19 protein-coding genes are annotated in these 16,197 nt (G+C 74.4%); 8 read left to right on the top strand and 11 right to left on the bottom strand.

The genetic code is table 11. From position 1 onward, the window contains the following. Nucleotides 1-10: 10 nt before the first annotated feature. The 3 genes from GA0070611_RS23900 to GA0070611_RS23890 all read right to left on the bottom strand — a co-directional run bounded on the left by GA0070611_RS23900 (nucleotide 11) and on the right by GA0070611_RS23890 (nucleotide 3,225). Nucleotides 11-2,134: a bifunctional polysaccharide deacetylase/glycosyltransferase family 2 protein gene (locus GA0070611_RS23900; protein WP_091668429.1), complete on the bottom strand. Its 2,124-nt coding sequence runs from the start codon at nucleotides 2,132-2,134 to the stop codon at nucleotides 11-13. A 2-nt stretch (nucleotides 2,135-2,136) separates the two neighbouring features. Next, nucleotides 2,137-2,553: a hypothetical protein gene (locus GA0070611_RS23895; RefSeq protein WP_157740376.1), complete on the bottom strand. Its 417-nt coding sequence runs from the start codon at nucleotides 2,551-2,553 to the stop codon at nucleotides 2,137-2,139. 105 nt (nucleotides 2,554-2,658) lie between these two features. Then, the gene (locus tag GA0070611_RS23890) at nucleotides 2,659-3,225 is read right to left on the bottom strand and encodes a TIGR03086 family metal-binding protein (RefSeq protein WP_091668419.1); all 567 of its coding nucleotides are present in this window, start codon (nucleotides 3,223-3,225) and stop codon (nucleotides 2,659-2,661) included. Between the two features lie 31 nt (nucleotides 3,226-3,256). Here GA0070611_RS23890 and GA0070611_RS23885 point away from each other — a divergent pair, with 31 nt between their 5' ends. Then, nucleotides 3,257-4,051 (top strand): helix-turn-helix domain-containing protein, encoded by a 795-nt coding sequence (locus GA0070611_RS23885; protein ID WP_091668415.1) that lies wholly within the window; start codon nucleotides 3,257-3,259, stop codon nucleotides 4,049-4,051. Nucleotides 4,052-4,055: 4 nt separating this feature from the next. Here GA0070611_RS23885 and GA0070611_RS23880 read toward each other — a convergent pair whose 3' ends face one another. Genes GA0070611_RS23880 through GA0070611_RS23855 form a run of 6 tightly spaced genes read right to left on the bottom strand, consistent with a single transcriptional unit; the run spans nucleotide 4,056 to nucleotide 9,660 of the window. After that, nucleotides 4,056-5,597 carry a SpoIIE family protein phosphatase gene (locus tag GA0070611_RS23880; protein WP_407940385.1) on the bottom strand — a complete coding sequence of 514 codons (1,542 nt, stop codon included), beginning with the start codon at nucleotides 5,595-5,597 and terminating at the stop codon, nucleotides 4,056-4,058. A gap of 2 nt (nucleotides 5,598-5,599) precedes the next feature. Next, on the bottom strand, nucleotides 5,600-6,955 hold the full coding sequence (locus GA0070611_RS23875; RefSeq protein WP_167604508.1) for an ATP-binding protein: 1,356 nt from the start codon (nucleotides 6,953-6,955) through the stop codon (nucleotides 5,600-5,602). A gap of 5 nt (nucleotides 6,956-6,960) precedes the next feature. Beyond that, the gene (locus GA0070611_RS23870; protein WP_091673369.1) at nucleotides 6,961-7,977 is read right to left on the bottom strand and encodes an ATP-binding SpoIIE family protein phosphatase; all 1,017 of its coding nucleotides are present in this window, start codon (nucleotides 7,975-7,977) and stop codon (nucleotides 6,961-6,963) included. Continuing rightward, nucleotides 7,974-8,393, bottom strand: a complete 420-nt coding sequence (locus GA0070611_RS23865; RefSeq protein ID WP_091668405.1) for an ATP-binding protein — start codon at nucleotides 8,391-8,393, stop codon at nucleotides 7,974-7,976. Before GA0070611_RS23865 ends, GA0070611_RS23870 begins: the two co-directional genes overlap by 4 nt. Then, complete coding sequence (locus tag GA0070611_RS23860) at nucleotides 8,390-8,800, bottom strand: STAS domain-containing protein (protein WP_091668402.1); 411 nt, start codon at nucleotides 8,798-8,800, stop codon at nucleotides 8,390-8,392. Before GA0070611_RS23860 ends, GA0070611_RS23865 begins: the two co-directional genes overlap by 4 nt. Then, nucleotides 8,800-9,660 carry an STAS domain-containing protein gene (locus GA0070611_RS23855; protein WP_091668399.1) on the bottom strand — a complete coding sequence of 287 codons (861 nt, stop codon included), beginning with the start codon at nucleotides 9,658-9,660 and terminating at the stop codon, nucleotides 8,800-8,802. Before GA0070611_RS23855 ends, GA0070611_RS23860 begins: the two co-directional genes overlap by 1 nt. Before the next feature lie 162 nt (nucleotides 9,661-9,822). Between GA0070611_RS23855 and GA0070611_RS23850 the strand changes: the two genes are divergently transcribed. Continuing rightward, complete coding sequence (locus GA0070611_RS23850) at nucleotides 9,823-10,179, top strand: STAS domain-containing protein (RefSeq protein WP_088959356.1); 357 nt, start codon at nucleotides 9,823-9,825, stop codon at nucleotides 10,177-10,179. A gap of 10 nt (nucleotides 10,180-10,189) precedes the next feature. Here GA0070611_RS23850 and GA0070611_RS23845 read toward each other — a convergent pair whose 3' ends face one another. Then, nucleotides 10,190-11,482, bottom strand: coding sequence for an MFS transporter (locus GA0070611_RS23845; RefSeq protein ID WP_091668394.1), 1,293 nt, complete (start codon nucleotides 11,480-11,482; stop codon nucleotides 10,190-10,192). Nucleotides 11,483-11,531: 49 nt separating this feature from the next. On the opposite strand from GA0070611_RS23845, the gene GA0070611_RS23840 reads away from it, so the two are divergent. The 4 genes from GA0070611_RS23840 to GA0070611_RS23825 all read left to right on the top strand — a co-directional run bounded on the left by GA0070611_RS23840 (nucleotide 11,532) and on the right by GA0070611_RS23825 (nucleotide 13,434). Continuing rightward, on the top strand, nucleotides 11,532-12,215 hold the full coding sequence (locus GA0070611_RS23840; protein ID WP_091668390.1) for a FadR/GntR family transcriptional regulator: 684 nt from the start codon (nucleotides 11,532-11,534) through the stop codon (nucleotides 12,213-12,215). Between the two features lie 39 nt (nucleotides 12,216-12,254). Beyond that, on the top strand, nucleotides 12,255-12,713 hold the full coding sequence (gene mscL, locus GA0070611_RS23835) for a large conductance mechanosensitive channel protein MscL (RefSeq protein WP_091668386.1): 459 nt from the start codon (nucleotides 12,255-12,257) through the stop codon (nucleotides 12,711-12,713). 80 nt (nucleotides 12,714-12,793) lie between these two features. After that, nucleotides 12,794-13,042: a hypothetical protein gene (locus GA0070611_RS23830; protein WP_091668382.1), complete on the top strand. Its 249-nt coding sequence runs from the start codon at nucleotides 12,794-12,796 to the stop codon at nucleotides 13,040-13,042. 29 nt (nucleotides 13,043-13,071) lie between these two features. After that, nucleotides 13,072-13,434, top strand: coding sequence for a hypothetical protein (locus GA0070611_RS23825; RefSeq protein ID WP_091668378.1), 363 nt, complete (start codon nucleotides 13,072-13,074; stop codon nucleotides 13,432-13,434). 82 nt (nucleotides 13,435-13,516) lie between these two features. Here the strand turns inward: GA0070611_RS23825 and GA0070611_RS23820 are convergent, their stop codons facing one another. Further along, nucleotides 13,517-14,722, bottom strand: coding sequence for a benzoate/H(+) symporter BenE family transporter (locus tag GA0070611_RS23820; RefSeq protein WP_091668375.1), 1,206 nt, complete (start codon nucleotides 14,720-14,722; stop codon nucleotides 13,517-13,519). Nucleotides 14,723-14,781: 59 nt separating this feature from the next. On the opposite strand from GA0070611_RS23820, the gene GA0070611_RS23815 reads away from it, so the two are divergent. Continuing rightward, nucleotides 14,782-15,330: a helix-turn-helix domain-containing protein gene (locus GA0070611_RS23815; protein WP_091668371.1), complete on the top strand. Its 549-nt coding sequence runs from the start codon at nucleotides 14,782-14,784 to the stop codon at nucleotides 15,328-15,330. A gap of 102 nt (nucleotides 15,331-15,432) precedes the next feature. Further along, complete coding sequence (locus GA0070611_RS23810; RefSeq protein ID WP_091668366.1) at nucleotides 15,433-16,152, top strand: PP2C family protein-serine/threonine phosphatase; 720 nt, start codon at nucleotides 15,433-15,435, stop codon at nucleotides 16,150-16,152. Nucleotides 16,153-16,197 lie beyond the last annotated feature (45 nt).

Here is a 16,197-nt window from a genome sequence, read left to right as displayed (position 1 = left end):
ACCGCAGGCGTTAATAAGGTGCCCTTCCTTGCACCCCGACCAGGGCGGCGGCCTCGCCGGTGCGGGCCATCCGCTGCCAGCGCAGCCGGTTGCCGACCACGGCGGTGACCACCGACTGCACCACCACCAGGTACATCACCTGCCGGTAGACGAACTGCTGGAACGGCAGGGCCCAGAGCGGACCGTAGCGTTCCCGGTCCAGCCGCAGCGCGTACGCGGCGGTGAAGCCCTGGAGCAGGAGCAGTCCGCCCCAGGCCAGCACCAGCGCCGACCAGGGCAGGAAGAGCAGCCCGTAGAGGGCGAACACGTCGACGGCCGGCGCGGCCAACGGCAGCACCACCTGGAACACCGTCAGGTACGGCAGGCCCCGCCGGCCCAGCTTCCCGCCGGCCCCCGGCTCACGCAGCGCGTGCCGGTGCTTCCACATCGCCTGCATCGTGCCGTAGCACCAGCGGTAGCGCTGCCGCCAGAGCTGGCGCAGCGAGGACGGGGCCTCGGTCCAGGCGATCGCGCCCTCCTCGTACACCACCCGCCAGCCGGCCCGCAGCACCTTCATGGTCAGGTCGGTGTCCTCGGCCAGCGTGTCGGCCGGTACGCCGCCGACCGCGAGCAGCACCTCGCGGCGGAACGCGCCGATCGCCCCCGGGATGGTCGGCATGCACTCCAGCACGTCGTACATCCGGCGGTCGAGGTTGAAGCCGATCACGTACTCCAGGTGCTGCCAGGTGCCGAGCATCCGCCGCCGGTTGGCCACCTTGGTGTTGCCGGAGATCGCCCCGACCGTCGGGTCGGCGAAGCCCTGGACCAGCCGGTACACCGTGTCCGGCTGGAACACGGTGTCGCCGTCGACGAGCACCAGCAGCCCGGCGCGGGCGGCCCGGATGCCGGTGTTCAGCGCGGCCGGCTTGCCGGCGTTGGCCTGCCGGATGACGCGTACCCCGCGCAGCCCCAGCCGCTCGACGATGTCGGCCGTGCCGTCGCTGGAGCCGTCGTCGACCACGATCACCTCCAGCGCCGGGTACGAGCTGGCGACCAAGGACCGCACGGTGGCGGCGATGTTCGCCGCCTCGTTGTACGCGGGCACGATCACCGACACCGGTTCGCGCACCTCGGGCAGCCGGCGCCGGGGCCGGCGTACCCGGCGGACGTGCAGCTGGGCACAGACCACCTGCACCACCAGCCGCGCCACACCCAGCACCAGGGCCGTTCCGAGCAGCAGGTTCATCGCCGAGGCCAGCCCGGCGGCACCCGCCTGCGCCCAGCGCAGCACGGTGCCGCTCGACCGGGCGCCACCGCCCGCCGGGGGCATCGACGAGGGTGCCCCGATGCCCGCCGAGACCGTGGTGAAGCGGTAGTCCTCCCCGTCCAGCCGGGACAGCAGCTGGTCCAGCGCGGCCACCGTCTGGCTGCGGTCCCCGCCACCGTCGTGCAGCAGCACCACCGCCCCCGCGCCGCCCTGCGGGCTGGCCGCCCGGACGATCGCCGGTACGCCCGGACGCTGCCAGTCCCGGGCGTCCCGGTCGGCGAGCACCGCCACGTGTCCGCTGCCGGCCGCCTCCCGCAGCGCCCGGTACTGCGGCCCGGTCAGCGTCGGGGTGGTCGACGAGAAGGGCAGCCGGAGCAGGGTCACCTCGCGTCCGGTCGCACCGGCGACCGCGTTGCGGGTCCAGGAGAGTTCGGTGCCGAGCCGCCAGGTGGGCACCGATCCGAGATCCGCGTGGGTGAACGTGTGCGACCCGATCTCGTGCCCCTCGGCCAGGATCCGGCGGACCAGCTCGGGGTGCTCGTCGACCCGGGCGCCGACCACGAAGAAGGTGGCGTGGGCGTGGTGCCGGCGGAGCACGTCGAGGATCTGCGGCGTCCAGCGCGGGTCCGGCCCGTCGTCGAAGGTCAGCGCCACGGTGCGCGGCGGCAGCCGCCGGGCGGCCGGGGTGGGGCCGTCCAGCCGCAGCACCGGGCCGCCGGTGGTGATCTGCCGGGGCGCGGGTTCGGCGGGCCCGCCGGCCGGCCCGGAGCCACCGGACACGTTGGCGACCAGGCCGTTGAAGCTCAGCGCCGCGAGCAGCGCGGCCAGGCCGAGCAGGAGCAGGAGCCAGTGCGCCCGGGGATCGGGACGCGCCACGTGCCGCGCCATGCTCAGGGCTTGCCCGGGGTCCGGCTGGGCCGGGCCGAGTTGCGCTTCCGGTCCCCCTGCCCCGGCACGCTGGCGCTCGGCTGGACGGCCGGCGTGGTGGCACGACGGGTCGTCCGGGTGGCGGTCGGCGTGGCCGACGGGCGGGGTGGTGTCGTGCTGGTGACCGGCTCGGGTCGCCGGCTCGGCGTGTTCCGCGGCGGGGCGGGCGCGTCGACGCCGGCCTCGACCGGTGACTGGACCTTCGGGTCCGACCAGCCGGGGATCGGCACCGACGAGTCGAAGAAGAGCCCGGCGAGGATCAGCCCGAGGCTGGTGAGCAGGCCGAGTCCCATCGCCGTACCGGCGATCACGGTGAGTCGGCGACGCCGCCCGGTCCGGTCGACGAAGACCGGCGGCGCAGCGCCGGGCTGGTTCTGCATCCTGGTGCTCTCCCGCTGTTCCGCTCCGCGCCGGCCCGGAAGGACCGACCCGTGGCCCTCCCGGTCGATCAGCGTCCGGGCCGACGCGGGCGTCACATCAGGTGCTCAGCCGCCCCAGGCCGGATTCCGGCCGGTGCGCCCGAGCAGGCGGTCCAGGGGCGTGGCGTCCCCCTCGGCCGGCACCGGCGGCCCGAACGCGCCCATCCGCTGCCCGGTGTCACCCATCCGGTCCATGAAGCCGTGTCCCGCCGCGAGCACCGCCGGGTCCACCTCGAACGGCTGGCCGGTGGCCCGGGCCAGGTCCCAGCCGTGCACGGTGAGGTCGATCAGGGCCATGTCGCCGACCGTCGCCTGCGGCAGCCCCATCCCCGCCGAGACGCCCTCCAGCGCCGCCGGGTCCGCCCAGGCCTCGATCAGGCGTCCGGTCTCCGCCGCGAAGCGGTCCCGCCAGCCCTCGGTGAGGTGGTCGGTCTTCGCCGACCAGTCCACCTCCCGCCGGGCGGCCAGCGCCTGGAAGTTGACCACCACGTCGTACAGGTGGCCGAGCAGGCCGCGCACGGTGTAGTCGGAACAGGGGGTGGGCAGGTCGAGCTGGTCGTCGGTGACACCCTGGACCACCGCCACGGTGCGGGGGGCGACGACGGCCAGCAGCTCACTAGTCTTCGTGGTCATAGGGCCAGCGTATGAGGGTGGTCTTGAAGAAATGCGACACGAACCGCGGCGGGACAGCCGGGGCATCCTCGACCCCGGCCGGCTGCTGCGCCAGGTCCGGTTCCGCCGTCGGCTGCCCGCCCCGGCGCTGCGCCCGTACGTCGAGCACTACTGGCTCATCGACTGGGACGTGGACGAACCCTTCGAGCAGCGGGTCGTCCCGCACCCGGCGGTCAACCTGGTGTGCCGGGCCCAGCGGGGCGAGCCGGAGCGGGCCGAGCTGGCCGGGGTCGACCCCGGCCTGTTCACCGTCACCCTGCACGGCACCGGCCGGGTCACCGGGGTGCAGTTCCGGCCGGGCGGCTTCCGTCCCTTCTGGCGGCGGCCGGTGGCGGAGCTGACCGGGCGGCGCGTTCCCTTTCCCGTCGCCGGTCCGATCTGCCCGGGCAGTGACGACGAGCGGTGCCGGCGGGTGGACGACCTGCTCCTGGCCCGGGCACCCGAGCCGGACCCGGCCGCCACCGAGGCCACCCGGCTGGTCGAGGAGATCCGCGCGGACCGGAGCGTGCTGCGGGTGACCGCGCTGGCCCGCCGGCACGGCGTCACCACCCGGCGGCTCCAGCGCCTCTTCACCGACCACGTCGGGGTGAGCCCGAAGTGGGTGATCCGGCGGTACCGGCTCCAGGAGGCGATCGAGCAGGCCGCCGGCGGCCCGCTGGACTGGTCGCGGGTCGCCGTCGACCTGGGGTACGCCGACCAGGCCCACCTGGTCCGCGAGTTCACCGCGGTCACCGGCGTCTCCCCCGCCGCGTACGCCCGCTCCCTGGCCCCGCCCCCGGGCGGGTGAGCCGTCAGCGACGGCGGACCGCGACCACCGCGACGTCGTCGTGGATCTCGGGCGGCGCCAGCTCCACCAGCAGCCGCTCGCAGAACTGGTCGAGGTCCTGGTCCACCCGGGTGGCGACCCGGCCCAGCGCGGCCAGCCCTTCGTCGATGGTGGCGTCCCGCCGCTCGATCAGCCCGTCGGTGTAGAGGACCAGCGTGGCGCCGGCCGGCAGCACGAACTCCAGGTCCGCCGGTCGCGGGGCGCGCACCCCCAGCAGTGGGGCCGAGTGCTGGACGAACTCCACCCGCCCGTCGCCGCTGATCAGGGCCGGCAGGTGCCCGGCGCTGGCCAGCCGCACCAACCCGCTGCCCGGGTGCAGCAGCAGCAGGCAGAGGGTGGCCTGTTCGTCGGGGAGCAGCGCCCGCATCAGCTCGTTGACCCGGTCCAGGATCATCCCCGGCTGGTGGCCCTCCACCGCGTACGCCCGCACCGCGTGCCGCAGCTCGGCCATCACGGTGGCGGCGTGCAGCGAGTGCCCGGCCACGTCACCGACCGCCATCAGCAGGTGCCCGTCGAGCATCACCAGCTCGTAGAAGTCACCGCCCACCTCGGTCTGCGCGCTCGCCGGCTCGTACCGGACGGCCAGGTCGAGGCCGGCGATCTCGGGCAGCCGGCGGGGCAGCAGGCTGCGCTGGAGGGTGACCGCGATCCGGTGCTCCTCGTCGAAGGAGCGCTGCGCCTCCCCCGCCGAGGCGACGGCCTGGGCGAGCTGCACCAGCACCGGGGTACGCACCGTCTGGGTGGCGGTAGGCACCACCACGTAGAGCGGAGCGCGGTCCTCGCGCAGCTTGGCGGCGGCCACGGTGACCGTGTCCCGCGCCGGCCACTCGACCAGCCCCCAGTTCTCCGGCCGGTCGACCCGGACGGTGGCCCCGATCGGCACCCCGGTGTCGTCCACCGTCCAGGGCACCACCTCGGGCGACGCGTCCGGCCCGGTGGCCACCCCGGCCAGGCAGTCCCCGTCGAAGGTCTCGGCGACCACCGCGGCGGGGCTCTGGAAGATCCGGGCGGCGCCGATCGCGGCCGCCTCCAGCAGCCGGCGGAAGTTCGGGGCCGCGTGCATCGCCACGGTGGCGTCGGCCAGCGCGGTCAGCCGCTCGGCCAGCAGCTCGGCCCGGCGGCGGGCCTGGTAGTAGCGGAGCACCGCGTGGGCGGTGGCGACCAGTTCCTCCGGCTCGATCGGCTCGGCCAGGTACGCGTCCGCGCCCCGGGTGAGCCCCTGCGCCCGGTCCCCCACGTCCACGGCGTGCGCCGAGACGTGGATCACCGGGGTGGCCGGGTGGGCCTCCTTGATCCGCTCGCAGACCTCGAAGCCGCTCATGTCGGGCAGCCGGACGTCGAGCACCACCAGGTCGGGCGGGGTGGCCGCCACCCGGGCCAGCGCCTCGGTGCCGTTCTCCGCCTCGACGGTGCTGAAGCCGGCCCGGGTCAGCCAGCTCACCAGCAGGTACCGCTTGGTACGACTGTCGTCGACCACCAGCACGGTCCCCGCGCCGCCGCCCTCCACGATCAGGCTCCCTCACCGGGGAGCAGGATGGTGAAGGTGCTGCCCCGGCCCGGTTCACTGGCCAGCTCCAGGGTGCCGCCGAGCAGCGTGACCAGCCGGCGCGCGTACGGCAGGCCGAGGCCGGTGCCGCCGACCCGGGTCGTCCCGGGCACCTGGTAGAACTCCTCGAAGATCCGCTCGTGCAGCTCCGCCGGTACGCCGACGCCGGTGTCGGTCACCGAGAGCGACCAGCCGCCGTCCCGGCGTTCCGCGCGTAGCCGCACCTCGCCCCGCTCGGTGAACTTCAGCCCGTTGTGCAGCAGGTTGCGCAGCACCTGGGCGAGGAGCACCTCGTCGGAGCGGACGGTCGCGGGGAACTCCGGCTCCTCCACCACCAGCTCGACGTCGGGCTTGGTGGCGAGCGCCCGCAGGGTGCCCCGGAGCTGCCCGAAGAGCGCCCGCAGGTCCACCTCGGTCCAGTTCGGCTCGATCCGTCCCGACTCGGCCTTGGCCAGGTCGAGCAGCTCGTTGACCAGGGCGAGCAGGTCCGACGCCGAGTCGCGGACCAGCCCCACCTGGCGGGCCTGCTCGGCGGTGAGCGGGTCGGACGCGGTGTCGGCGAGCAGCCGGGACAGCCCGATGATCGCGGTGACCGGGGCGCGCAGCTCGTGGCTGACGTTGGCCAGGAACCGGCTCTTCGACTCGCTGGCCGCCCGGAGCTGCGCGGACTTCTCGTCCAGCTCGGCGTAGAGCGCCACCACGCCGCGGTTGGTCTCCTCCAGCTCCTCGGTGAGCTGGTTGTAGAGCGCCATCACGCCCCGGTTGGTCTCCTGGAGCTCGGAGTTCAACACCTCCAGCTCGTCACGCTGGCTGCGTACCTCGTCGAGGGCGGCGATGAGCTGGGCGTTCTGCGTGGCCAACTCGTCCAGGGCGGTGCCCGGAGCGCTACCCGCCAGCTCGGCGCGCAGCTCGGCGAGACGCTTCGGCGTCAGGGCCCGGGCGTTGGCCGGGACACGTCGGGACATTCTCACGACGGTATCGTCCCCGTCCCGCACGACGCCCAGCATGTCCACCAGACGCGCCACCGCGCCCGACTCCGGCTCGTACCGGCCGTCGGGCAGGGGACGCGCCGGGGACAGGTCCACCCGCAGCACGTACCGGCCGGCCACGACGTCGAGGTCGACGTCGAAGGTGACGTCCGCGCCACCGACCCCGCGCAGCAGGTCCCGGGCCACCTCGCTGAGCGCGGTGGCGACGCGTACCTGGTCCTGGTGCTCCAGCCCGACGGCGGTGGCCACCTCGCGGCCCCGCTGCCGGACCAGGAAGATGTCCTGCTCCACCCGGAGCGCCAGCTGGAGCAGCGGTTCGGACGGCGGCACGGTGGTCACGCCGCCGCCCGGGCGACCAGCACGCAGGCGTCGTCCCGGCGGGTGCCGGCGTCGCGCAGCAGGGTGGCCGCGGCGACCAGCGGGGACCGTCCGGCGAGGCCGGGATAGTCGGCGAGGTCCCACCGGTCGACCACCCCGTCGCTGTGCATGACCAGCATGGCCCCGGGCGGGAACGGATACTCGTACTCGCGGACCGGGGGGCGCTGGTGACCGGCGATCCCCGGCAACGAGACGAGGCCCCGCCGCCGCTCGCCCACGGCCGCGATGGTGGCGGCGATGTTGCCCAGCCCGGCGTACCGGACCAGGCCGGCCGCCGGGTCCAGCTCCGCCACGGCCAGCGCGGCGCCCCGGGTGTGCGACATCGAGCGGTGCAGGTGCTGCACGACGGTGCCGGGCGGACCGGCCGGCGCGTTGCGGAAGGCCGCCACCGCGGCCCCGGTGGCGGCGCCGGCCAGCGGTCCGTGCCCCAGACCGTCGCAGACCAGCACCTGCCGGCGGCCGTCGGCCACCCGGACCGCGTACCCGTCCCCGCTGACCTGCTCACCGGTGATCGGGCGGGCCAGCGCACCGGCCCAGTCGACGCCCTTCGGGGCCGGCCCGTCCCAGACCTGCACCGCCAGCACGGTGCCCCGGCCGGGCAGCGAGTAGCCGTCGAACCAGCTCGCCTGCCGGACGATCGCGCCGAGACCGATACCGAGCGTGCCGGTGGTGGAGTGCCCGTCCGCCGAGGAGAGGGTGAGGTCGGCCATGCCCGGGCCGGCGTCGATCGCCACCAGCTCCACCCCGGCCCGCCCGGTCCGGCGCACCGGGCGCAGCAGCAGGGTGCCCTCACGGGCGTGCTTGAGCAGGTTGCTGGCCAGCTCGGCGGTGACGATGGCCAGGTCACCGACCCGCTGCTCACCGAGTTGGAGTTGCTGGCCCAGGTGTTCGGCGGCCCGGCGTACGCCGCTCGCGCCGCCGCCGCTCTCCACCCGGAACCACAGTCCTTGGTCGTCGACCACGTCCGCGCTCATCGGGACCACTTGGTGACGCTGATCCGGGTGCCCTCGCCGACGGCCGTCCGGATCTCGAAGTCGTCCACCAGCCGACGTGCCCCACTGAGGCCGAGGCCGAGGCCGCCGCCCGTGGTGTAGCCGTCGGTCAGGGCCAGGTCGAGGTCGGGGATGCCCGGCCCCTCGTCGGTGAAGACGATGCGGACGCCCCGGCGGCGGCCGTCGTCGACGGTGACCACCTCGGCGCTGCCCCCACCGCCGTAGATCAGCGTGTTCCGGGCCAGCTCGCTGGCCGCGGTGACCAGCTTGGTCTGGTCGACCAGCGAGAGCTTGACGGCGACCGCGGTGGTACGCACCAGCTGGCGTACCCGGACCACGTCCTCGTCGCTGCGGATCGCCTGGGTGGCCGGCACGCCCAGGTCGATGCCGGCGGTCACGGCGTCGCCGTCGTCTCGGCGTCCTCGTCGCCGTCCACCTCGACCCATTCGTCGGCCCGGGCCGCCGCCACCAGCTCCATGCCGCGCTCGACGTTCAGCGCGGTCCGGATCCCGTTCAGCGACAGACCCAGTTCGACCAGGGTGATGGCGACGGCGGGACGCATCCCGACCACCACCGTCTCGGCGTCCAGCACCTTGGAGATGGACGCGATGGTGGAGAGCATCCGGCCGACGAAGGAGTCGACGATGTCCAGCGCGGTGATGTCGATGATCACGCCGTGGCAGCCGGTGGCGACGATCCGCTCGGCCAGGTCCTCCTGGAGCTGGACGGCGGTCTGGTCGGACATGTCGACCTGGATGGAGACGAGCAGGATGTCGCCGATCTTCAGGATCGGCACCCGCTCCATCAGGACTCCCGGCGGTGGCGGCGGGAGGTGGTCTCGACCCCGGTCAGCCGCAGCACGTGGCGCAGCGCGTCGGCGAGGCTCGCCTTGGTGGCGATGTCCCCGAACTCGATGCCGAGCGCCACGATGGTCTGGGCGATCTGCGGGCGGATGCCGGAGATGATGCAGTCGGCGCCCATCAGCCGGGCGGCCACCACGGTCTTCAGGATGTGCTGCGCGACCTGCGTGTCGACCGCCGGTACGCCGGTGATGTCGATGATCGCGTACGGCGACCCGGTGTCGACCAGGGTCTGCAGCAGCCGCTCCATCACCACCTGGGCGCGGGCCGAGTCGAGCGTGCCGACCAGCGGGACGGCGACCACGCCCTCCCAGAGCTTCACCACCGGGGTGGAGAGTTCGAGGAGCTGCTCCGCCTGGTCGGCGATCAGGCTCTCCCGGGCGCGGACGAAGGTCTCGAAGGTGAACAGGCCCATCTGGTCGAGCAGCGCCGAGAAGGCGACGAAGTCACGCAGGGTCGCGACGTCCGGCTGCTGCTCCATCAGCTCCAGCAGGGCGTCCTTGAGCGCGAACACGCTGATCGCCGTCTCGGTGGCGCTGAAGCCCTGCCGGGCCCGCCCCTGGGACAACTCGGAGAGCACCGCGCGCAGCTCGCCACCGTGCTCGTCGGCCAGGTCGGCGAGCCCGTTGCCGGCCGCGTCGACCATGCTACGGTGCAGCTCGCGCACCTGACGGGCCAGTTCGGCCTGGCTGAGCCGGCCGCGCAGCGAGGTGGCGACGATCTCCGTCCAGCGCTCGGTCAGCCGATCGGCGTGCTCGGACAGCAGCCGGGCGAGCCGGCCGCTCGATTCGGCGTCCAACGCCATGGTGACCTCCCTGAACTCCGGACGGGGCGGACTCTATCACCGGAGCTCGGCGATCTAGTTGCCACGAGGCAAAGGAATGATCGTCGGCACCTGTGTCGGCTCCCGTTCTGCGTGGCACCCGGTTCGTGGGATACCGTTCCACCCGACACAGGAGGTCGACGAATGTCCCTGACGGTGCACACTGAACAGCGCGGCGACGTGGTCGTCGTGTCGGTCGCGGGCGAGCTGGACATGGCGACGGCACCGCAGCTGCAGGACCAGATCACCGATCTGCTGGACAAGGGGCGCAGCCGCCTCGTCTTCGACCTGGCGGACGTGTCGTTCTGCGACTCGACGGGGCTGTCGGTGTTCGTTCGTGCCAAGAACAGCTGCGACGAGGCAGGCGGCGTGGTCCGGCTGGCCGCCCCGCAGCGCGGTGTCCTGCGCATCCTCGAGGTCAGTGGCCTGGTCGAGGTGCTGCACACCTACCCGACGGTGGAGCAGGCGGTCGCGGGCGACCCGACCCCGGCCTCCTCCTGACCCGCTCCCCTCAGCGCTCGTCCTCGATGTAGCGGGGACGGGCGATCACCATGCCCGCGGTCGTCTGGACGGCGAGCGCCGCCACCAGGAAGCCGAGCGGCGCCGTCCAGCCCCCGGTCGCCTCGTAGAGGACGCCGACCAGCAGCGGGCCGAGGGCCGCGATGACGTACCCGGTGCTCTGCGCGAACGCCGACAGCGCCACGGTGCCCTCGGCGGTCCGGGCCCGCAGCCCGATGGTGGTCAGGATCAGCGGGAACGCGCCCTGGCCGAGGGCGAGCAGCAGCACCCAGAGCGGGGCCGGCCCGTGCGGCGCGACGGCCAGGCCCAGGTACGCGGCGGTGGAGAACGCGGTCAGCGCGAGCACCAGCGGGCGCAGCGTGCGCAGCCGGCCGGCCAGCGTCGGCATGGCCAGCGCCACCGGCACGCCGAGCGCGGTGACCCCGGCGAGCAGCAGGCCGGCGACCTCGGCGGAGTAGCCGGCGTCCCGGAAGAGCTGCGCCAGCCAACCCATGATCGCGTAGCCGCTGAGCGACTGCGCCCCGAAGTACACCGCCATCGCCCAGCCCAGCCGGGTCCGTCCGGGGCGTACCCGGGCCGAGGCCGGACCGGCCGTCGCGGCGACGCCGGCCCGCCGGGCCGCGCGGGCGCGCAGCGCGAGCGGCACCCACGGGACCACGGCCACCGCGGCCAGCGCCGCCCACACGCCGAGCCCGGCCCGCCAGGAGCCGAAGGCGTGCGCCACCGGCACCGCCGAGGCGGCGGCCACCGTCGTGCCGACCGTCAGGGCCATCGTGTACGCCCCGGTGACCAGTCCGGTGCGGTGCGGGAAGTGCTGCTTGACCAGCATCGGCAGCAGGATGTTCGCCACCGCGATGCCGGCCAGTGCGAGCGCGCTGGTGAGCACGAAGACGGCCGCGGAGTCGGTGACCACCCGGAGCACCTGCCCGACGGTGAGCGCGAGCATGGCCAGCACCAGCACCCGGGCGGCCGGCCAGCGGCGGACCAGCCACGGGGTGAGCGCGCCCAGTCCGGCGAAGGCGATGGTGGGCAGGGTGGTGACGAAGCCGGCCATCGCGCCGGAGAGGCCGAGGCCGCCGCGTACCTCGTCGAGCAGGGCGCCGAGGCTGGTCACCGCGGCGCGCAGGTTGAGCGCGACGAGCAGCATGCCGACCAGCACCAGCACGCCGCCCCGGGCCGGCCCCACCGGGCGTGCCGGGGTGGCCGCCGGGGCCGGGCCGGGCGTCACGTCCGTGGTCGGTGCGGCGGTGGCGGGCGAGGCGGTGCTGGTGGCTGGCGGTGTCATGACCTCGAACCTACAATCATGGGATGAATTTCGGCAGGAGGTGTAACCGGTGACACCCGCCGTCGATTCCGTCGCCGTGCCCCCGCGCGGGCACCGGGTACGCCAGACGATCGAGCAGCTCCGGGCCCGGATCCTCGGCGGCGAGTGGCCGGTGGGCGGGCGCATCCCCACCGAGCCGCAGCTCGTCGCCGCCCTCGGGGTGGGGCGCAACACCGTCCGCGAGGCGGTCCGCGCGCTGGTGCACGCCGGGGTGCTGGAGTGCCGGCAGGGCTCCGGCACCTACGTGGTCTCCACCGACGAACTCGCCCCGGTGGTGGCCCGCCGGCTGACCGACGACCGGATGGCCGAGGTGATCGAGGTGCGGCGCGCCTTCGAGGTGGAGGCGGCCCGGCTCGCCGCGCTGCGGCGTACCCCCGCCGACCTGGCGGCGCTCGGCGGCGCGCTCGCCGCCCGGGAGGCCGCCTGGCGCGCCGGCCGGGTCGACGGGTTCGTCGAGGCCGACGCGGCGCTGCACACCGCGGTGGTGGCCGCCGCGCACAACACCATGCTCGCCGAGCTGTACGCCTCGGTCGGCGCGGCGCTGCGCAGCACCGTCGCGCAGGCGATGGGCGACACGCTGGAGCCGGAGCGCTACGTCGACCACGGCCGGCTGGTGGCCGCGATCCGGGACGGCGATCCGGCGCGCGCGGCGATCGAGGCCGGTGCTTTTCTGGAGGCGCCCTCCGGGGCATAGGTTGTCCGCGACGCAGAATCGGACAGCACGGGAGTACGGATGCTCAAGGGCTTCAAAGACTTCATCATGCGCGGCAACGTCGTCGACCTCGCGGTCGGCGTCGTCATCGGTGCCGCCTTCACCGGCGTGGTCACCGCCTTCACGAACTCTTTCCTGAAGCCGATCATCAAGCTGGTCGGCGGGGGCGAGGACCAGTTCGCCGGAGCCTGGGAGATCAGCAAGGGCAACTTCATGGACTGGGCCGCGTTCATCAACGCGGCGATCACCTTCCTGCTCACCGCCGCGGTGCTCTACTTCCTGGTCGTCTACCCGATGAACCGGCTCGCCGAGCGGCGCAAGCGCGGCGAGGAGCCGCCGCCCGCCGCGCCGAGCGAGGAGGTCAAGCTGCTCACCGAGATCCGGGACGCGCTGCTCTCCGGGCAGCACACCACGCCGGCCCAGCGCGGCGCGCTGGACGAGGTGCTGGGCCGCCGCCCGGAGCCGCCGGCCGCCCGCTGACCGACCCCTAGCCGATCGGCCCCCACGGGATTCCCGTGGGGGCCGACCCGTGTCGAACACATGTTCGATAGAGTCCGGCCATGGAGCAGCGCAGGCACTGGTGGAACGGGAAATGGGGGCGGCTGGCCCGGCGGGACGTCTTCCTCCGGGCGGACGGCGACCGCTGGCACGTGGAGCAGCGCGCCGGCGGCGCCGAGGGCGTCTCCCGGTTCTACGAGTACGGCAGCGCCGACGACGCCGAGGAGACCGTCCGGGCCCTGCTGGAGGGGCCCGACAGCTGGCGCGAACTCTCCCCCCGACCGCCCGGCGGCTGGGCCCCGCCCGTTTAGCGCGGCGGCCCCCCGGGAACCGCGCCTGCATGAGTACGCAGCAGCAGGGCGTCATTTCCCGGGTCACCACCGGCATGCGGGTGGTCGACTCCACCGGCGTGGAGGTCGGCACCGTGGACCTCGTCCAGCGCGGCGACCCGGCGGCGGTGACCGTGCAGGCGCCCGCCGGGACCGACCCGGGCAGCAGCCTGGACGAGCTGATCGAGTCGGCCGCGGTCGAGGAGCCGGACGTCCCCGCCGACCTGGCCGCCCGGCTGCTGCGCAGCGGCTACCTGAAGGTCTCCCTGGCCCGCACCGGCGCGGTCTACGTGCCGGCCGAGCGGATCTCCGGGGTCACCGACGAGGGGGTACGCCTCGACGTCCCGGCCGCCCAACTCCCCCCGGAGGAGTGAGCCTCCTCGTACGGCGGACACCACGGTCAAGGTGCAAGAAGGGGCCCCTTCTCGACGCCTGGTGCGGGCACCGGGGCCCTTCCTAACGGCCGGCTGGCTCGCGCTCGACGTCGTCCGCGGGAGCGGGTGACGCAGCGGGCGGTGTGCGGCGACGGAAGAGCAGCAGCATCAGCCAGCCGGCGACCAGTCCCCAGAACGCCCCGCCCACGCCGAGCAGGCTCACCCCGGAGGCGGTGACCACGAGGGTGACCACGGCCGCCTCCCGTCCGTCCGGCTCGGCCACGGCAGCGGCGACCGCGCCGGCCAGCGCGGCGAGCAGCGCGAGCCCGGCCACCGCCTCGACCAGGATCGGTGGGGAGAGCAGCACCAGCGCGGTGGCCACCCCGGCGCCGAGGCCGAGCAGCGCCATCCCGATCCCGGCGGTGACCGAGGCGATCCAGCGGCGCTCCGGGTCGGGGTGGGCGTCCGGGCCGGCGGCCAGGGCGGCGGTGATGGCGGCCAGGTTGACCGCGTGCCCGCCGGCCGGCGCGGCGAGCGCGGTGGCGAGGCCGGTGACCCGGAGCGCGGAGCCGAGCGGGGCCCGGTAGCCGTAGCCGGCCAGCACGGCCGTGCCGGGCACGTTCTGCGCGGCCATGGTGACCAGGAAGAGCGGCAGCGCCAGCCCGACGACGGCGGGCACGGTCCAGGCCGGCGCGGTCAGCACGACGCTCGGCGCGAGGTGGGCCCGGGGCGGCGCGGACGCGGTCAGCGCGATGGCCACGGCCGCCACGGCCAGCGCCCCCGGCACGGCCCAGCGGCGGGCGAAGCGGTGCAGCACCAGCCAGGCGAGCACCACCGGCCCGGCCAGCCGGGGCACCTCGACCAGTGCCCGGACCGGCGCGGTGCAGAGCGGCAGCAGCACGCCGGCGAGCATGGCGCTGGCGATCGGGCCGGGGATCGCGGCGACCGCCCGGCCGAGCGCGGGGACCAGCCCGGCGGCGACGATCAGCAGGCCGGCGAGGAGGAACGCGCCGACGGCGGCCGGCCAGCCGCCCGGCACCGGGCCGGTCGCGACGAGCAGCGCGGCACCGGGCGTGGACCAGGCGATGGCGAGCGGCAGCCGGTGCCGCAGCCCGAGCCAGACCGCGCAGGCGCCGGCGGCCACGCAGAGCACCAGCAGGCCGGAGGCCGCCTGGTCGCGGTCGGCGCCGACCGCGCGCAGCCCGGCGAGCACGACCGTGAACGAGCTGGCGAAGCCGACCAGGGCGGTGACCACCCCGGCCAGTACGGGCTGGAGCCTGCCTGCCACGTCACCCTCCCTCCGACCGTTCCGTTTACGGAACAGCACGGTGTAGGACGATAGCCCCCATGGCAGTTGCCCCACCACCCGGTGACCAGAGTGCGGAAGCGGTCGGCCGTCGCGTCCGCGCCCTCCGCGAGGAACGGGAGCTGTCCCTGTCCGCCCTGGCCCGACTCGCCGGCATCGGCAAGGCCACCCTCTCCGGGCTGGAGAACGGCACCCGCAACCCCACCCTGGAGACCTTGTACGCGGTCACCGCGCAGCTCGGCGTGCCGCTGACGGCGGTCCTCTCCGGGCCGGCGGAGACGCCGACGGTACGCGGCACGGCGGTCGGGGCCACCCTGCTGGAGGTCTTCCACGACGCCGACGCGACCTACGAGCTGTACCGGATGCGGGTCAGCCCCGGTCCGGCCCAGCTCTCCCCCGCGCACCAGGCCGGGGTCACCGAACACGTCACCGTCTTCTCCGGGGTGCTGCGCGCCGGCCCGGTCGACGCCCCGCGTACCGCCGGTCCCGGCGAGTACCTGCGCTGGGACTCGGACGTGCCGCACAGCTACGCCGCGGTCGGTGACGAGCAGGTCCGGGCGAGCCTGTTGCTGCGTTATCCACGCCGCTGACCGGCCACGATGGACGTCGCCATGGAATTCGACGGCATTTCTTCCAGCAAGACCAGCAGTGCGTAGAGACGGAGGTGGGGTCTTCTTGGCAAGCTTGACCCCATGACGCTGATCCTCCGCTCGGCCATCCTCAACGACGTCGGCCTCGTCCGGACCAACAACGAGGACTCCGCCCTCGCCGGTGACCGCCTCGTGGCGGTGGCCGACGGCATGGGTGGACTGCCCGCCGGCGAGGTCGCGAGCGAGATCGTCATCCGGATCCTGGACGAACTGACCCCGCCGACCGGGCCCGACGAGGCCGCCGACGCGCTGCGCGCCGTGGTGAGCACCGCCAACCAGCGGATCCGCGCCGCCATCACCGTCGACCCGGCCCGCGACGGCATGGGTACGACGCTGACCGCCGCCCTGCTCGCCGGGGACACCCTGGTCCTCGCCCAGGTCGGTGACTCCCGCTGCTACCTGCTGCGCGACCACGAGCTGACCCAGCTCACCCGGGACGACACCTTCGTGCAGGCGCTGGTCGACCAGGGCGCGCTCTCCCCCGACCAGGCCCGCCACCACCCGCAGCGGTCCCTGGTCACCCGGGCCGTGCAGGGCTCCGACGCGCCACCCGCCGTCGGTGTGCTCACCGTCTTTCCCGGGGACCGGCTGCTGTTGTGCAGCGACGGCCTCTCCGACTACGTGCCGGACGGCGCGATCGCCTCGGCGCTGGCCACCTACGCCGACCGGCAGCAGTGCGGCGAGCAGCTGGTGAAGCTGGCCCACCAGGCCGGCGCGCCGGACAACGTCACCGTGGTCGTCTCGGACGTCGAGGAGGGCTGAGGAGGCCAATCGGGTTGCGGGGGGCGACGGGCCGGGTTGGGATGG

It is taken from the genome of Micromonospora auratinigra (assembly GCF_900089595.1).
GTDB classification, from domain to species: domain Bacteria; phylum Actinomycetota; class Actinomycetes; order Mycobacteriales; family Micromonosporaceae; genus Micromonospora; species Micromonospora auratinigra.
The sequence above is the reverse complement of the archived record's forward strand: the minus strand, read 5'-3'. Positions and strand labels throughout refer to the sequence as shown.

Coding starts and splice junctions, on each gene's coding strand:
- GA0070611_RS23900 (WP_091668429.1), bottom strand. CDS start 2,134: ATGGCGCGGCACGTGGCGCGTCCCGATCCCCGGGCGCACTGGCTCCTG.
- GA0070611_RS23895 (WP_157740376.1), bottom strand. CDS start 2,553: ATGCAGAACCAGCCCGGCGCTGCGCCGCCGGTCTTCGTCGACCGGACC.
- GA0070611_RS23890 (WP_091668419.1), bottom strand. CDS start 3,225: ATGACCACGAAGACTAGTGAGCTGCTGGCCGTCGTCGCCCCCCGCACC.
- GA0070611_RS23885 (WP_091668415.1), top strand. CDS start 3,257: ATGCGACACGAACCGCGGCGGGACAGCCGGGGCATCCTCGACCCCGGC.
- GA0070611_RS23870 (WP_091673369.1), bottom strand. CDS start 7,977: ATGAGCGCGGACGTGGTCGACGACCAAGGACTGTGGTTCCGGGTGGAG.
- GA0070611_RS23860 (WP_091668402.1), bottom strand. CDS start 8,800: ATGGAGCGGGTGCCGATCCTGAAGATCGGCGACATCCTGCTCGTCTCC.
- GA0070611_RS23855 (WP_091668399.1), bottom strand. CDS start 9,660: ATGGCGTTGGACGCCGAATCGAGCGGCCGGCTCGCCCGGCTGCTGTCC.
- GA0070611_RS23850 (WP_088959356.1), top strand. CDS start 9,823: ATGTCCCTGACGGTGCACACTGAACAGCGCGGCGACGTGGTCGTCGTG.
- GA0070611_RS23845 (WP_091668394.1), bottom strand. CDS start 11,482: ATGACACCGCCAGCCACCAGCACCGCCTCGCCCGCCACCGCCGCACCG.
- mscL (WP_091668386.1), top strand. CDS start 12,255: ATGCTCAAGGGCTTCAAAGACTTCATCATGCGCGGCAACGTCGTCGAC.
- GA0070611_RS23830 (WP_091668382.1), top strand. CDS start 12,794: ATGGAGCAGCGCAGGCACTGGTGGAACGGGAAATGGGGGCGGCTGGCC.
- GA0070611_RS23825 (WP_091668378.1), top strand. CDS start 13,072: ATGAGTACGCAGCAGCAGGGCGTCATTTCCCGGGTCACCACCGGCATG.
- GA0070611_RS23815 (WP_091668371.1), top strand. CDS start 14,782: ATGGCAGTTGCCCCACCACCCGGTGACCAGAGTGCGGAAGCGGTCGGC.
- GA0070611_RS23810 (WP_091668366.1), top strand. CDS start 15,433: ATGACGCTGATCCTCCGCTCGGCCATCCTCAACGACGTCGGCCTCGTC.